The organism is Streptomyces sp. NPDC001020 (assembly GCF_053599115.1).
The window spans coordinates 1-15,705 of record NZ_JBSFLQ010000022.1; the positions used below are offsets into that span (position 1 = coordinate 1).

Annotated in this window: 10 protein-coding genes; 6 read left to right on the forward strand and 4 right to left on the reverse strand. The window is 69.0% G+C overall.

Features of this window, described 5'->3' with window-relative positions:
- Positions 1 to 127 precede the first annotated feature (127 nt).
- The 3 genes from ACWDEX_RS21390 to metH all read right to left on the reverse strand — a co-directional run bounded on the left by ACWDEX_RS21390 (position 128) and on the right by metH (position 6,587).
- Complete coding sequence (locus ACWDEX_RS21390) at positions 128 to 1,732, reverse strand: ABC transporter substrate-binding protein (protein ID WP_450465280.1); 1,605 nt, start codon at positions 1,730 to 1,732, stop codon at positions 128 to 130.
- Positions 1,733 to 2,154: 422 nt separating this feature from the next.
- Positions 2,155 to 2,856: an HAD family hydrolase gene (locus ACWDEX_RS21395; RefSeq protein ID WP_450465281.1), complete on the reverse strand. Its 702-nt coding sequence runs from the start codon at positions 2,854 to 2,856 to the stop codon at positions 2,155 to 2,157.
- Between the two features lie 206 nt (positions 2,857 to 3,062).
- Complete coding sequence (metH, locus tag ACWDEX_RS21400) at positions 3,063 to 6,587, reverse strand: methionine synthase (protein WP_450465283.1); 3,525 nt, start codon at positions 6,585 to 6,587, stop codon at positions 3,063 to 3,065.
- Between the two features lie 269 nt (positions 6,588 to 6,856).
- Between metH and ACWDEX_RS21405 the strand changes: the two genes are divergently transcribed.
- The 6 genes from ACWDEX_RS21405 to ACWDEX_RS21430 all read left to right on the forward strand — a co-directional run bounded on the left by ACWDEX_RS21405 (position 6,857) and on the right by ACWDEX_RS21430 (position 14,127).
- Entirely contained in the window at positions 6,857 to 7,621 is a 765-nt protein-coding gene (locus tag ACWDEX_RS21405) for an IclR family transcriptional regulator (protein WP_450465285.1), read from the forward strand.
- 464 nt (positions 7,622 to 8,085) lie between these two features.
- A complete protein-coding gene (locus ACWDEX_RS21410) occupies positions 8,086 to 8,892 on the forward strand; it encodes an MIP/aquaporin family protein (protein WP_450465286.1) in 807 nt (268 codons plus the stop codon).
- 87 nt (positions 8,893 to 8,979) lie between these two features.
- The gene (gene glpK, locus ACWDEX_RS21415; protein ID WP_450465288.1) at positions 8,980 to 10,539 is read left to right on the forward strand and encodes a glycerol kinase GlpK; all 1,560 of its coding nucleotides are present in this window, start codon (positions 8,980 to 8,982) and stop codon (positions 10,537 to 10,539) included.
- Positions 10,540 to 10,544: 5 nt separating this feature from the next.
- Positions 10,545 to 12,152 carry an FAD-dependent oxidoreductase gene (locus ACWDEX_RS21420; protein WP_450465290.1) on the forward strand — a complete coding sequence of 536 codons (1,608 nt, stop codon included), beginning with the start codon at positions 10,545 to 10,547 and terminating at the stop codon, positions 12,150 to 12,152.
- A 151-nt stretch (positions 12,153 to 12,303) separates the two neighbouring features.
- On the forward strand, positions 12,304 to 12,975 hold the full coding sequence (locus tag ACWDEX_RS21425; RefSeq protein WP_450465292.1) for a FadR/GntR family transcriptional regulator: 672 nt from the start codon (positions 12,304 to 12,306) through the stop codon (positions 12,973 to 12,975).
- 177 nt (positions 12,976 to 13,152) lie between these two features.
- Complete coding sequence (locus tag ACWDEX_RS21430) at positions 13,153 to 14,127, forward strand: PAC2 family protein (protein WP_450465293.1); 975 nt, start codon at positions 13,153 to 13,155, stop codon at positions 14,125 to 14,127.
- A gap of 246 nt (positions 14,128 to 14,373) precedes the next feature.
- Here ACWDEX_RS21430 and mshC read toward each other — a convergent pair whose 3' ends face one another.
- Positions 14,374 to 15,603, reverse strand: a complete 1,230-nt coding sequence (gene mshC / locus ACWDEX_RS21435) for a cysteine--1-D-myo-inosityl 2-amino-2-deoxy-alpha-D-glucopyranoside ligase (RefSeq protein WP_450465294.1) — start codon at positions 15,601 to 15,603, stop codon at positions 14,374 to 14,376.
- Positions 15,604 to 15,705: the final 102 nt, after the last annotated feature.

The following is a 15,705-nucleotide window of genomic DNA, read 5'->3' on the forward strand; positions in this document are numbered from 1 at the left end:
AAACGCTCGGCTGGGAAACCCCAGCCGAGCGCCTCGCTAAGCTCCTGGCCACAGCCAGTTGATCACCTGTGTTGCAACGACCCCTGGAATTCGCCAGGTGGCGCCGGGGGCCCGCAGCGGGGTTCGGTCAGCCGCTCACACCGCGGCTGAGTTCCCAGAGCTGCAGATCGGACGAGGTGCTCATGGCGTATTCGCCGCCCATGATGTCGTCACGAACGGCGACGTACTGCTTGCCCTGCCACAGCGGGATGATCGGTGCGTCCTCGGCGACGATGTCCTGGATGTCGGTGATGCTCTTCGACGCGGTGAGCCGGTCGGCCTCGCGCTGGGACTGCGGGATCAGGGTGTTGCGGATCTCGCTGTTGGCGTACGGCAGGTTGAGGAAGTTGCCCTTGTCGAGGAACGGCGTGAGGAAGTTGTCCGCGTCCGGGAAGTCCGGGAACCAGCCCATGCCGTAGACGTCGTACTGGCCCTTCAGCTCGGCCGGGCGGAACTTGTCCCAGGTGGTGCCCTCGACGCTGATGTCGAACAGCCCGCTGTCGTTGAGCTGCTTCTTCAGCACCTCGAACTCCTTGGCGGTGCCCGCGCCGTAGTGGTCGGTCGTGTAGTGCAGCGTCAGCTTCACCGGGGTGGTGACGCCCGCCTTGCTCAGCAAGTTACGGGCCTTGTCCACGCTCGGGTTGCCGTACTTGTTGAAGAACGAGTTGGAGTGGCCGGTGATGGTCGCCGGGACGAGCGAGTACAGGCTCTGGGCCTGGGTGCCGTACACCTTGGAGACCAGCTCGTCGCGGTCGATGATCTGCGCCATCGCCTGGCGGACGGCCTTGTTCTTCACCGTCGGCGCGTCGGTCTTGAAGGCCAGGTAGCGGGTTGCGAGGCCCGGCATCTCGACCAGGTTGACCTTGCCGGTGGTGTCGCTCTGGCGGTCGTCGATCTGTTTCGGCGTCATGGTACGGCTCATGACGTCGATGTCGCCCTTGTCGAGGGCGGTGCTCATGGCGGCGGCGTCGCTGAAGGACTCCAACACCGCCTTGTCGTTCTTCAGCGTGAGCTGGCCCTGGTAGTGAGGGTTCTTGGTGAACGTGGCCTTGACCAGCTCGTTGTTCTTGACTTCGGCCTGCATCGTGTACGGGCCGGAGCCGCTGATCTGGAAGCCCTCGCGCAGCTTGTCCTTCTCGTAGTCCTTGGGGCTGAGGATGGCCGCGACCGGCGTGGACAGCTTGAACGGGAAGGTGGCGTCCGCGGTCTTCAGGTGGAAGATGACCTCGTTGTCGCCCTGCGTCTCGACGGTGTCGATGGTGGACAGCAGGCCGTCGACACCGCTGTCGGCCTTGATGGTGCGGACGCGGTCGATGGAGAACTTCACATCGGCCGCGGTCACCGGGTCGCCGTTGGCGAACTTCAGATCCTTGCGGAGCTTGCAGGCGTAGCGCTCGTTGCCCTTGTCGCTGAAGCCGCAGCTCTCGGCGGCCTCAGGTACGGGATCACCGCCACCACGGGGCTGGGCCATCAGCGTCTGCACGACCTGGCGGAGGATGTTCCAGGGGCCGTTGTCGTACGCGAAGGCCGGGTCGAGGGGCGCGGGGGCGTCTTTGTCGGCGATGAACCGGTCGGTGGTGCCGACGACAATGGCGTCGCCGCTCTTGCCCCCGCTGTCGGACCCGCCACAGGCAGCGAGGACGGGGGTGAGCAGACCGACGACGGCCGGCAGCACCAAAGTCTTACGGTTCATGCTCGAGTTTCTCCACAGCTGTTGAGTCCGTGTATCCGACAGGCATGGGTGGTGCGACGGAGCACGGGGATACGTAGCGATGTTCTCGCGAAGACATTAGTCCGCACCTGCACAAGGGCTCACAGCCACCGGAGTTGAGCCCCCATCACGCTGCGGAACCGGCCGTGGACACACCGAACAACCGGTCAGGGAAGGATTCGTGCAGCGGTTCACCAATCGGGACACAAGGACACTTCGAGCCTGCCCGAACAGGTCTGAACAGCACGCATCCGAACCGCCGCCCCCTCACCTGCTGGTGACTAACGTCACATGCCCAATTGGGCAGAGTGGTAGCGGAATTCGGCCGGACGGCCGGTATTAATTCATTCGGCTTGGACGGCCCTCGGTAATCCGGGCATTCGAGGTGCACACTGGGTGAACACCTAGCGCATTTCCGTCATCAATCCGTTGAGAAAAGGCAGGTCGACCTCTTCGAGTGAGGTGACCACGGTGCGGCCGACGGCGGGGGCGATGGGGGTGACCGAGGGCACGGCGACCACCCGGCAGCCGGCGGCTTCGGCGGCCGCCACGCCGGTCGTGGTGTCCTCGATGACGGCGCAGCGACCGGGACTCGCGCCCAGCCCCGACGCGGCCAGCAGATACGGGTCCGGGAACGGCTTGGTGCGTTCCACTTCGTCACCCGCGACGGTCAGCGCGAAGTACTGCGGGCCGATGGAGGCCAGGACACGGTCGATGATGCGCCGGTGTGAGGCGGAGACCAGGGCCGTGGGGATCTCGTGCGCCGCCAGTTCGGCCAGCAGCCTGGCGGCACCCGGCATCAGGGGCAGCGTGCGACCGATACGGTCCTCGAAGCCGTCGTTGAGCAGCACGGTGAGGTCGTCGAGGTGGATGTCGGCCCCGGTGGCTTCGATGAGGAACCCCGCGCTGCGTTTCATGGGGCCGCCGACCACGACGTCGCGCCAGGACTGGTCGAGCGTGTGGCCGAGGCCGGCGAAGACCTCGACCTCGACGTCCCACCAGAACCCTTCGGTGTCCACCAGGGTGCCGTCCATGTCGAGGAGTACAGCCTGCAGAGCTGAGCCTTCGCCCTTACGGGTGCCGAGGGCGGGGACCGTGGTGGTCATCCGGGCATACCTCCATGTAGGGACGACCAGGCCGGTTCCCGGACAGGGAACCGGCCTGCGGTGGACGGATCAGTTTACGACCGTCGCGGGCACGGCGCCTCTCGGCGCGGAAGCGACGCGCCCGCGGACGTACGGGAAGGGTCTCGGGCACGCCCGGGCCGGCTTCGTGCGCGGCCCCGGCGTCGGCCCGGGACGCCGTCGCGGCTCTAGCGCGCGTTGAAGTACTTGGCCTCCGGGTGGTGGATCACGATGGCGTCCGTGGACTGCTCCGGGTGGAGCTGGAACTCCTCGGAGAGGTGGACGCCGATCCGCTCCGGTTCCAGCAGCTGGGCGATCTTGGCGCGGTCCTCGAGGTCGGGGCAGGCGCCGTAGCCGAGCGAGAAGCGGGCGCCGCGGTACTTGAGGGCGAACATGTCCTCGATGTCTGCCGGGTCCTCACCGGCGAAACCCAGTTCGGAGCGCACGCGCGCGTGCCAGTACTCGGCCAGCGCCTCGGCCAACTGCACGGACAGGCCGTGGAGTTCGAGGTAGTCGCGGTAGGAGTTCGACGCGAACAGCCGACCGGTCTCCTCACCGATCCGGGAGCCGACGGTGACGACCTGGAAGCCGACGACGTCCGTTTGGCCGGACTCCTCGGGGCGGAAGAAGTCGGCCAGGCACAGACGGCGGCCGCGGCGCTGGCGCGGGAAGGTGAACCGGGTGCGTTCGTTGCCCTGTTCGTCCAGGACGATCAGGTCGTCGTCCTTGGACACACACGGGAAGTAGCCGTGGACGACGGCCGCTTCGAGAAGGTTCTCGGTCTGGAGCCTGTCCAGCAGGCCGCGCAGTCGGGGCCGCCCCTCGGTCTCGACCAGTTCCTCGTACGTCGGCCCGTCGCCGGTGCGGGCCTGCTTGAGGCCCCATTGGCCCTTGAACAGCGCGCCCTCGTCCAGCCAGCTCGCGTACTCCTTGAGCGGGATGCCCTTGATGACGCGAGTGCCCCAGAAGGGCGGTGTGGGCACGGGGTTGTCGGTGGCGACGTCCGAGCGGACGTGGCCTTCCTCGGGACGTTCCTCGATCTCGACCGTGGCCGCCCGTACCCGACGCTGCCTGAGTTCGGGCAGTTTCGCCCCGGGCACGCCCCGCTTGAGTCCGACCAGCGCGTCCATCAGACGCAGGCCCTCGAACGCGTCCCGCGCGTAGCGGACCTCACCCTCGTACAACTCGTGCAGGTCCTGTTCGACGTACGCCCGGGTCAGCGCGGCACCGCCGAGGATGACCGGATAGTTGGCCGCCAGACCGCGCTGGTTGAGCTCCTCCAGGTTCTCCTTCATGATCACCGTGGACTTGACCAGCAGCCCGGACATACCGATGACATCGGCCCGGTGCTCGTCGGCGGCCTCCAGGATCGCGGAGACCGGCTGCTTGATCCCGAGGTTGACGACGTTGTAGCCGTTGTTGGACAGGATGATGTCGACGAGGTTCTTGCCGATGTCATGGACGTCACCGCGGACGGTGGCCAGCACGATCGTGCCCTTGCCCTCGGCGTCCGACTTCTCCATGTGCGGTTCGAGGTGAGCGACCGCGGCCTTCATCACCTCCGCGGACTGCAGCACGAACGGCAACTGCATCTGACCGGAACCGAACAGCTCACCGACGACCTTCATACCCTCCAGCAGCGTCTCGTTGACGATGTCCAGAGCCGCGCGCTCCCGCAGCGCCTCGTCCAGGTCCTGCTCCAGACCGTTCTTCTCACCGTCGATGATCCGCCGCTGCAGACGTTCCTCCAGCGGCAGCGCGGCCAGCTCCTCGGCCTTGCCCGCCTTCAGTGACTTGGCGGTGGCACCCTCGAACAGCGCCATCAGCTTCTGCAGCGGGTCGTAGTCCTCACCACGGCGGTCGTAGATCAGATCCAGGGCGGTCCGCACCTCTTCCTCGGAGAACCGCGCGATCGGCAGGATCTTCGAAGCGTGCACGATCGCCGAGTCCAGGCCCGCCTTGACACACTCGTCCAGGAAGACGGAGTTGAGCAGGATACGAGCAGCCGGATTCAGCCCGAAGGAGATGTTCGACAACCCCAGGGTGGTCTGCACCTGTGGGTGCCGCTTCTTCAGCTCACGGATCGCCTCGATGGTGGCGACACCGTCTCCGCGGGACTCCTCCTGACCGGTACAGATCGTGAAGGTCAGGGTGTCGACGAGGATGTCCTCCTCACGGATGCCCCAGTTCCCGGTCAGATCACCGATCAACCGTTCGGCGACCTCGACCTTCTTCTGCGGCGTGCGGGCCTGACCCTCCTCGTCGATGGTCAGCGCGATCAGCGCGGCACCATGCTCCTTCGCAAGTCGGGTGACCTGCGCGAACCGGGAACCGGGGCCGTCCCCGTCCTCGTAGTTGACGGAGTTGATGACCGCGCGCCCGCCCAGCTTCTCCAGCCCCGCCCGCAGGACGTCCACCTCGGTGGAGTCCAGCACGATGGGCAGGGTGGAAGCCGTCGCGAAACGACCCGCCAGCTCCTCCATGTCCGCGACACCGTCACGGCCCACGTAGTCCACGCACAGATCCAGCATGTGCGCGCCCTCACGGATCTGCTCCCGGGCCATCTCCACACAGTCGTCCCAGCGGCCGCCCAGCATCGCCTCACGGAACTTCTTCGACCCGTTGGCATTCGTCCGCTCACCGATCGCCAGATACGCCGTGTCCTGACGGAAGGACACCGACTGGTACAGCGAGGCGGCACCCGGCTCCGGCCGCGGTCGACGCTCGACCGGGGCCAGCCCACGCACCCGCTCCACCACCCGCCGCAGATGCTCCGGCGTCGTACCACAACAACCGCCGACGAGGGAAAGGCCGTAGTCGCGGACGAAGTTCCCCTGAGCGTCCGCCAGCCCTTCGGGGCCGAGCGGGAAGTGCGCGCCGTCCTTGGTGAGGACGGGCAGGCCCGCGTTGGGCATGCACAGCAGCGGGATGCGGGAGTGGCGCGTGAGGTAGCGCAGGTGCTCGCTCATCTCGGCGGGGCCGGTCGAGCAGTTCAGGCCGATCATGTCGATACCCAACGGCTCCAGCGCGGTCAGCGCGGCACCGATCTCGGAGCCCAGCAGCATCGTGCCCGTGGTCTCGAACGCCAACGAGCACAGCAGGGGCACCTCGAGGCCGGTGGCCTCCATCGCGCGCCGGGCACCCAGGATCGCCGCCTTCGTCTGCAGCAGGTCCTGGGTGGTCTCGACGATCAGCGCGTCGGCGCCGCCGGCGAGCAGACCCTCCGCGTTGGCCTGGAAACCATCACGGATCGTGCGGTAGCCGACGTGGCCGAGGGTCGGCAGCTTGGTGCCCGGCCCCATCGAGCCCAGCACCCAGCGTTGCTGCCCGGTGGATGCGGTGAACTCGTCCGCGACCTCGCGGGCGATCCGGGCGCCCGCCTCCGACAGCTCGTGGACGCGGTCGGCGACCTCGTACTCGGCCATGGCCGCGTGGTTCGCGCCGAACGTGTTCGTCTCGACGCAGTCGACGCCCACCGAGAAGTACGCCTCGTGGACGGAGCGGACGATGTCGGGGCGGGTCAGGTTGAGGATCTCGTTGCAGCCCTCGAGCTGCTGGAAGTCCTCCAGCGTCGGGTCCTGGGCCTGGAGCATCGTGCCCATCGCTCCGTCGGCCACCACGACACGGGTGGCGAGTGCTTCCCGGAGTGCTGCGGATCGGGTCCGGCTGTCGGCGGAGACAGAGGAAAGGGACGGGTTCGGCAACGAGGCCATGGAAGATGCTCCCTGGAGTGCGACGGCTGTCGGCTTTGCGCTTCCCGTGGAAGACGCACCCGCACAGCGTAGCCCGGAGCGGGACCGTAAGGTCAGGCGCGTCCACAGGGCGGGCGGGCGTGGCACACGTGACCGATGCGCAGATCCCGGCAAGGGGACGCGGCCGCCCGTTAGCGAGAGGTCGGCCACGACAGGTAGTGTTCGACATTGCCGAACGGCGGTATGGCAACCGTCACTGACGGCTGAAGGGGACGGAGGGCAATACGGCGATGGCACGGAACATCCAGTCGCTCGAAAGGGCGGCCGCGATGCTGCGACTGCTCGCGGGCGGCGAGCGACGGCTCGGCCTGTCGGACATCGCCTCGTCGCTGGGCCTCGCCAAGGGCACGGCCCACGGCATACTCCGCACGCTCCAGCAGGAGGGGTTCGTCGAACAGGATGCAGCCTCGGGCCGCTATCAACTGGGCGCCGAACTGCTGCGGCTGGGGACCACCTACCTTGACGTGCACGAACTGCGGGCGCGCGCCCTGGTGTGGACGGACGATCTGGCCCGTTCCAGCGGCGAGAGCGTCTATCTGGGGGTGCTGCACCAGCGGGGCGTGCTGATCGTGCACCACGTCTTCCGACCCGACGACAGCCGGCAGGTCCTGGAGATCGGGGACATGCAGCCACTGCACTCCACGGCCCTGGGCAAGGTGTTGTCGGCGTACGACCCGGTCGCGCACAGCGAGGCGCTGGAGGTCGACCGGAAGGCGTTCACCGACCGGACGGTCTGCGAGCTGGACGGCTTCGAGCACATTCTCGACATCACGCGCGCGCGTGGCTACGCGGCCGACGTGGAGGAGACCTGGACCGGCGTGGCCTCGGTCGCCGCACCCATCCACGACCGGCGGCGGATGCCGGTGGGCGCCGTGGGAATCACCGGCGCCGTGGAACGGGTGTGCCAGGACGGGGAACTGCGCCCCGAGCTGATAGCAGCGGTCCGCGACTGCGCCCGCGCGGTGTCACGGGACCTGGGCGCCGGGCGGTTCTGAGGCAGGAGACCCTGCGCACCCCACGACCCCCGCACACCTCACGGACCCCGCACACCCAATAGGACCTCGCGCCGCCGCGGGCCGGTACGTGACCCGTCGTACCGGTCCTTCTGGTCTGCCCGCGCACCGACGCGGCAGGCATATCGCGCCCCCACGCGGGCAGCCTCTCGGCAACGCTGCGCGACCACAAGACGCATCTCCTCGCACACGGGGCGCACCCACACCGAGATTGATGACTCAGGGCGATCAATAACGATCGTGCATTCGATAACAGAACTCTTGACGGCCTGGTGAAACGAGCGCGAGACTCCCGTCCGACGGTCGGCATTGTCGAACACGTACCGGCAATACACGCTAGAGTGTGACAACGCCAAGGGCCGGCATCGCTCTCATCCCCGAGGGCGCGGACCACCGGAGGGACCCGGGGTTCGCCTTCCCCTGGACGAAGGACAAAGGAGTCGCGGGTGTCCAGCTCCGACATCTTCATCGGCGAGACCATCGGTACCGCCATACTCATCCTGCTCGGCGGCGGCGTCTGCGCCGCAGTGACGCTGAAGGCCTCCAAGGCCCGCAACGCCGGCTGGCTCGCCATCACGTTCGGCTGGGGTTTCGCCGTCCTCACGGCGGTCTACACCTCGGCACCCCTCTCCGGTGCCCACCTCAACCCGGCCGTGACACTCGCACTCGCCATCAAGGACGGGGAGTGGAAGAACGTCCCGGCCTACTGGGGCGGACAGATGCTCGGCGCGATGATCGGTGCGGCCCTGGTCTGGGTCGCCTACTACGGCCAGTTCCACGCCCACCTCACCGACCGGGAGATCGTCGGGGGTCCGGGCGCGCAGGCCACCAAGACCGCCAAGGCCGCCAAGGCCGCCGAGGCACGGGAGGCCGAGGCCGGCCCCGTGCTCGGCGTCTTCTCGACCGGTCCCGAGATCCGCAACGCCGCGCAGAACCTCGCCACGGAGATCATCGGCACCATCGTCCTGGTCCTCGCGGTGCTCACCCAGGGCCTCAACGACAAGGGCAACGGCCTCGGCACCCTCGGCGCCCTGATCACCGCGCTCGTGGTCGTATCGATCGGTCTGTCCCTGGGCGGCCCGACCGGCTACGCCATCAACCCGGCACGTGACCTCGGACCGCGCATCGTGCACGCCCTCCTTCCGCTGCCCAACAAGGGCGGTTCCGACTGGGGCTACGCCTGGATCCCGGTCGCCGGTCCGCTGATCGGCGGGGCGATCGCCGCAGGCATCTACAACGTCGCCTTTGCTTGAGCCGAACAGGCTCTTCGCAGGCATCGCCCGACAGCACCGCGCGGCACAGGCCGCCCCTCATTACCCACGGAACCCCAGGAGCACACCGTGACCGACGCACACACCGCCGGCATCGCTTCCCACGGCCACGGGCCGTTCATCGCCGCCATCGACCAGGGCACGACCTCTTCGCGCTGCATCGTCTTCGACCGGGACGGCCGTATCGTCGCCGTCGACCAGAAGGAGCACGAGCAGATCTTCCCGAAGCCGGGCTGGGTCGAGCACGATGCCACCGAGATCTGGACCAACGTCCAGGACGTCGTCGCCGGAGCGATCGAGAAGGCCGGCCTCACCCGCGACGACATCAAGGCCATCGGCATCACCAACCAGCGCGAGACCACCGTGCTCTGGGACAAGAACACCGGTGAGCCCGTCCACAACGCCATCGTCTGGCAGGACACCCGCACGGACGCGCTCTGCAAGGAACTCGGCCGCAACGTGGGCCAGGACCGCTTCCGCCGCGAGACCGGCCTGCCGCTGGCCTCGTACTTCGCCGGTCCGAAGGCCCGCTGGCTGCTGGACAACGTCGAGGGGCTGCGCGAGCGCGCCGAGGCGGGCGACATCCTCTTCGGCACGATGGACACCTGGGTCATCTGGAACCTGACCGGCGGTGTCGACGGAGGTCACCACGTCACCGACGTGACCAACGCCTCCCGCACCCTGCTGATGAACCTGCACACCCTGCAGTGGGACGAGCGTATCTGCGAGTCCATCGGGGTTCCGCAGGCGATGCTGCCGCAGATCCGCTCGTCCGCCGAGGTCTACGGCGAGATCACCGGCGGACGCCTCGGCGAGCTGCTCGGCGGCATCCCGGTCGCCTCCGCGCTCGGCGACCAGCAGGCGGCCCTGTTCGGCCAGACCTGCTTCTCCGAGGGTGAGGCCAAGTCCACCTACGGCACCGGCACCTTCATGCTGATGAACACCGGTGAGAAGATCATCAACTCCTACTCGGGCCTGCTGACCACGGTCGGCTACCGGATCGGCGACGAGAAGCCGGTCTACGCCCTGGAGGGCTCGATCGCCGTCACCGGCTCCCTGGTGCAGTGGATGCGCGACCAGATGGGCCTGATCAAGACCGCCGCCGAGATCGAGACGCTCGCGCTGTCGGTCGAGGACAACGGCGGCGCCTACTTCGTGCCGGCCTTCTCCGGTCTGTTCGCCCCGTACTGGCGCTCCGACGCCCGCGGTGTGATCGCCGGCCTGACCCGGTACGTCACCAAGGCGCACCTCGCCCGCGCCGTCCTGGAGGCCACCGCCTGGCAGACCCGTGAGATCACGGACGCCATGACCAAGGACTCGGGCGTCGAACTCACAGCCCTCAAGGTCGACGGCGGTATGACCTCCAACAACCTGCTGATGCAGACGCTCTCGGACTTCCTGGACGCGCCGGTGGTGCGCCCCATGGTCGCCGAGACCACCTGCCTCGGCGCCGCCTACGCCGCCGGTCTCGCCGTCGGCTTCTGGACCAGCACCGACGACCTGCGCGCCAACTGGCGTCGGGCCGCCGAGTGGACCCCCCACATGGACGCGGAGACCCGCGACCGTGAGTACAAGAACTGGCTCAAGGCCGTCGAGCGGACCATGGGCTGGATCGAGCACGAGGAGTAATCAGGATGACCACCCTGCAGAGTGTCCCGGCTCTTGGGACGCACCCGGCCCGCGGCTCCAACCCCAGCCGTGCCGAGACCCGGGAGCAGCTGTCCAAGGCGACCTACGACCTCCTCGTCATCGGCGGCGGAATCCTGGGCATCTCCACGGCCTGGCATGCCGCGCAGTCGGGCCTGCGGGTGGCGCTGGTGGACGCCGGCGACTTCGCCGGCGCCACCTCCTCCGCCTCCTCCAAGCTGCTCCACGGCGGTCTGCGCTATCTGCAGACCGGCGCGGTGAAGCTGGTGGCGGAGAACCACTTCGAGCGCCGTGCGGTCTCCCGCCTGGTGGCCCCCCACCTGGCGAACCCGCTCACGTTCTACCTCCCCGTGTACAAGGGCGGGCCGCACGGCGCGGCGAAGCTCGGAGCGGGCGTCTTCGCCTACTCCGCGCTGTCGGCGTTCGGTGACGGCGTCGGCCATCTGCTCTCGCCTGCCCGGGCACAGCAGGACGTGCCGGAGCTGCGCACCGAGAACCTGAAGGCCGTGGCCGTGTACGGCGACGACCAGATGAACGACGCGCGCATGGCGCTGATGACGGTCCGTGCGGCCGTCGAGTCCGGCGCGGTCGTCCTCAACCACGCCGAGGTCACCGGGCTGCGCTTCACCCGGGGCCGGGTGACCGGTGCTGAGCTGAGGGACCGGGTCTCGGGGGACGAGTTCGGCGTCGACGCGCGGCTGGTACTGAATGCGACCGGCCCGTGGGTCGACCACCTGCGCCGGATGGAGGACCCGAACGCGGCGCCGTCCATACGCCTGTCCAAGGGCGCGCACCTGGTCCTCAAGCGCACCTCCCCGTGGAAGGCCGCGCTCGCGACGCCGATCGACAAGTACCGCATCACCTTCGCCCTCCCCTGGGAGGACATGCTGCTGCTCGGCACCACCGACGAGGAGTACGAGGGCGACCCGGCCGAGGTCGCGGTCACCGAGAAGGACACCACCCAGATCCTCGACGAGGCCGCCTTCTCCGTCCGCGACCAGCAGCTCGACCGCGACCTGATCACGTACTCCTTCGCCGGCCTGCGGGTGCTGCCCGGCGGCCCCGGCGACACCGCCAAGGCCAAGCGCGAGACCGTCGTCACCGAGGGCAAGGGCGGCATGCTGTCCGTCGCGGGCGGCAAGTGGACCACCTTCCGGCATATCGGCCGTACGGTCATGAGGAAGCTGGAGTCCCTGCCGGGCCACCCGCTCGGCGACGACTTCGAGCCAATCTCCAAGCTGCCGCGCAAGCTGCCACTGCCCGGCATCGCCAACCCGCGCGCGATCGCCCACCGGCTGGTCGTCGACGGGCCCGCCCCCGGCCCGCGCATGGCGCCCGACACCGCCAAGCACCTGGCCACCCACTACGGTTCGCTGGCCTTCGACATCGCGCGGCTGGCCAACGAGAACCCTGAACTGGGCAAGCGCGTCCACCCGGACGCCCCGGAGATCTGGGCGCAGGTCGTCTACGCCCGGGACCAGGAGTGGGCCGAGACGGCGGACGACGTGCTGCGCCGCCGCACCACGCTGACGATCCGCGGCCTGGCCACGGACGAGGTGCGCGGCAAGGTGCAGGACCTGCTGGACGAGAAGTAGATCCCCTGACCGAAGGGGCGGCTTCCACGGGGGAAGCCGCCCTTCTCTGTGCGCTGCCCACGCTCGCGGAGCGAGGGTGGGGACGTCAGTGGACCGAACCCCGATAATGACGCCGAGACATCGGATGTCTGGGGTAACCGGGAGGCGCGCCATGGCAGTCACCGACGAGGCGATCGAAAAGATCAAGGCGATGATCGTCTCGGGCGCGCTGCGTCCCGGTGACCGCCTGCCCAAGGAGAGCGAACTCGCCGCCGAGCTGGGGCTTTCCCGCAACTCCCTGCGCGAGGCCGTGCGCGCCCTGGCGCTGATCCGCATCCTGGACGTGCGGCAGGGCGACGGCACCTACGTGACGAGCCTCGATCCCCAACTGCTGCTGGCGGCCCTGGGCTTCGTCGTCGACTTCCACCGCGACGACACCGTGCTGGAGTTCCTCGCGGTGCGCCGCATCCTGGAGCCCGCTGCGACGGCCCTGGCGGCCTCACGGATCAGCGAGCAGCAACTGGATGAAATGACAGCCCAGTTGGACAAGCTGGGCCGCGAACCGTCCGTGGCGGAACTCGTCGCCTGCGACCTGGAGTTCCACCGGGGCATCGTGCGGAGCTGCGGGAACTCGGTGCTGTGCTCCCTGCTCGACGGTCTGTCCGGGCCCGCCACCCGGGCCAGGATCTGGCGGGGCCTGACCCAGGAGGACGCCGTCGGCCGCACCCTGCACGAACACCGCGCGATCCTGGGCGCCCTGCGCGACCGTGACCCGGAGGCGGCCCGCTCCTGGGCCACGGTGCACATCGCGTCCGTGGAGCGGTGGCTGCGCTCGGCCGCTTGACCCATCGGAGGTGTGGACCACCTGGGTAGCCTGAGGCCGGGCCGTGATCATGGGTGTTCGACGGCCCTGCACGGGGCAGTCATCCGTTCACTCCCCCGTGCAAGGGGGCTGCGGGCGCCCCGGTCGCACGCCGTAAGGTTGGCACGTACGCGAGGGCACGTCGGAAGGAGGCGCTGGGTGATCGAGCTCGAGGGGGTTCCCGAGCTGATCGACCCGGTCATGGTGGCCGCGTTCGAGGGCTGGAACGATGCCGGCGACGCCGCCTCCACCGCGGTCGCGCATCTGGGCAGGGAGTGGAAGAGCGAGGTGTTCGCGGCGCTGGACGCCGAGGACTACTACGACTTCCAGGTGAACCGCCCCACAGTGTTCATGGAGGCCGGGGTCCGCAAGATCACCTGGCCCACGACCCGGCTCTCGGTGGTCCGCGTCGGCGGCGAGAAGCCCCGCGACCTGGTGCTGGTCCGCGGCATCGAGCCGTCGATGCGCTGGCGTTCGTTCTGCAACGAACTGCTGGGCTTCGCCCACGAACTGGGCGTGGAACTGGTGGTGATCCTCGGCGCTCTGCTCGGTGACACCCCGCACACGCGTCCGGTCCCGATCAGCGGGACCACGTCCGACCCGGACCTGGCCCGCCGGATGGGCCTGGAGGAGACCAAGTACGAGGGCCCCACGGGCATCGTGGGCGTCCTCCAGGAGGCGTGCACGCACGCCGGCGTCCCGGCCGTCTCACTGTGGGCGGCGGTCCCGCACTACGTGTCGCAGCCGCCGAACCCGAAGGCCACGCTGGCCCTCCTCAACCGCCTGGAGGACCTCCTCGACCTGCGCATTCCGCTGGGCGAGCTACCGGAGGACGCGCGCGCCTGGCAGGTGGGCGTGGACCAGTTGGCCGCCGAGGACAGCGAGGTCGCCGAGTACGTCCAGACGTTGGAGGAGGCCAGGGACACCGCCGAGCTCCCGGAAGCTTCGGGGGAGGCGATCGCCCGCGAGTTCGAGCGGTATCTGCGGCGGCGGGACGGCAGCCCGCCCGGTGGGCACGCCACGGCGGACGGCGGTGAGGGCGGTTCGTATCTGCGGGACAACCCCAGCGGCCGCACTCGACCGCCCAAGCCGCCACGGTCGGGGAACGAGGACGAGGACTCGTCGGAGGACTGACAGGGCGGTGCGCACTGGGCGCACCGCCCTCGGCGTTCACACGCGGCGAACGGTCACGGCACAGGCCGTGACCGCCGCCGGTGGAACCCGAACTCGACGGCCGCCCATGGCCCTTCGCCTCAGGCCCAAGCCGAGGCGCGCACCGGTGCGATCCTCTGGGCGGACCCGCCGGGCCCACACGGTGACGAACAGAAGCAAAGCGGCGCCGGGCGGTAGTGGACCCGCCCGGCGCCGTCTTTTCCGTGCTTACAGGGCCACGCCGAGCAGCGCGTCCACGGCGCGCGAGGCGACTCCGGGCGCACCCGCGTCCGTACCGCCGCTCTCCTCCTGGAGCGCGGCCCAGCGGTCGACCGCGGCGAGCGCGGCCGGTGCGTCCAGATCGTTCGCGAGGGCCTCGCGGATCTCCTCGACGAGCGCCTCGGCGGGCGGGCCGTCGGGCCGCGAGACGGCGGAGCGCCAGCGGTCGAGCCGCGCCTCGGCGTCCCGCAGGACCTGGTCGGTCCACTCCCAGTCGGACCGGTAGTGGTGGGCGAGCAGCGCGAGCCGGATGGCGGCCGGGTCGACACCGTCGCGCCGGAGCTGGGACACGAAGACGAGATTGCCCTTGGACTTGGACATCTTCTCGCCGTGCAGCGCGACCATGCCCGCGTGGACGAACGCCTGGGCCATCGGGTGCTCGCCGGTCAGCACCTGCGCGTGCGAGGCACCCATCTCGTGATGCGGGAAGGCGAGGTCGGAGCCGCCGCCCTGGACGTCGAAGCCCATCCCCAGGTGGTCGAGCGCGATGGCCACGCACTCGATGTGCCAGCCGGGCCGGCCACGGCCCAGGGAACCGCCGTCCCAGCTGGGCTCGCCTTCGCGGGCGGCCATCCACAGCATCGGATCGAGCGGGTTCTTCTTACCCGGACGGTCCGGGTCACCGCCGCGCTCGGCGGACAGCACCCGCATGGCGGCGGCGTCGAGGCGGGAGACCTCGCCGAAGTGCGGGTCGGAATCCACGGAGAAGTAGATGTCCCCGTCGAGGTCGTACGCGGCCCCGGCGTCCCTGAGGCGCTCGACGAGCGGCACGATCCCGGGTATGGCCTCCACAGCGCCTACGTAGTGCTTCGGGGGCAACAGCCGCAGCGCGGTCATGTCCTCGCGGAAGAGGGCGGTCTCCCGCTCGGCGAGGGCTGCCCAGTCGATGCCGTCGCGCTCGGCACGCACCAGGAGGGGGTCGTCGACGTCGGTGACGTTCTGGACGTAGTGAACCTGCCGCTTGTTGTCCAGCCACACGCGCTGAACGAGGTCGAACGCGTTGTAGGTCGCCGCGTGACCCATGTGGGTCGCGTCGTACGGGGTGATGCCGCAGACGTAGATACGGGCGACGGGGCCGGGGTCAAGGGTGACCAGACCACCGGTCGCGGTGTCGTGGATCCTCAGGTCGCGGCCCTGACCAGGCAGGGCGGGGACCTCGGAAGCGGGCCAGGCATGCATGTCCTGAGCCTAACCGGCGGGAAGTTCCGCGTACGAACCGGACCGGGCGGATGACCGGAAAGGGGCTCTTGCGGAACGCCTCCCTGTGCGCATGCGCTGAGC

Excerpts from the sequence above, each read along its gene's own strand:
- ACWDEX_RS21425 (WP_450465292.1), top strand. The coding sequence starts at position 12,304 with ATGGCAGTCACCGACGAGGCGATCGAAAAGATCAAGGCGATGATCGTC.
- ACWDEX_RS21390 (WP_450465280.1), bottom strand. The coding sequence starts at position 1,732 with ATGAACCGTAAGACTTTGGTGCTGCCGGCCGTCGTCGGTCTGCTCACC.
- ACWDEX_RS21395 (WP_450465281.1), bottom strand. The coding sequence starts at position 2,856 with ATGACCACCACGGTCCCCGCCCTCGGCACCCGTAAGGGCGAAGGCTCA.
- mshC (WP_450465294.1), bottom strand. The coding sequence starts at position 15,603 with ATGCATGCCTGGCCCGCTTCCGAGGTCCCCGCCCTGCCTGGTCAGGGC.
- ACWDEX_RS21405 (WP_450465285.1), top strand. The coding sequence starts at position 6,857 with ATGGCACGGAACATCCAGTCGCTCGAAAGGGCGGCCGCGATGCTGCGA.
- metH (WP_450465283.1), bottom strand. The coding sequence starts at position 6,587 with ATGGCCTCGTTGCCGAACCCGTCCCTTTCCTCTGTCTCCGCCGACAGC.
- ACWDEX_RS21420 (WP_450465290.1), top strand. The coding sequence starts at position 10,545 with ATGACCACCCTGCAGAGTGTCCCGGCTCTTGGGACGCACCCGGCCCGC.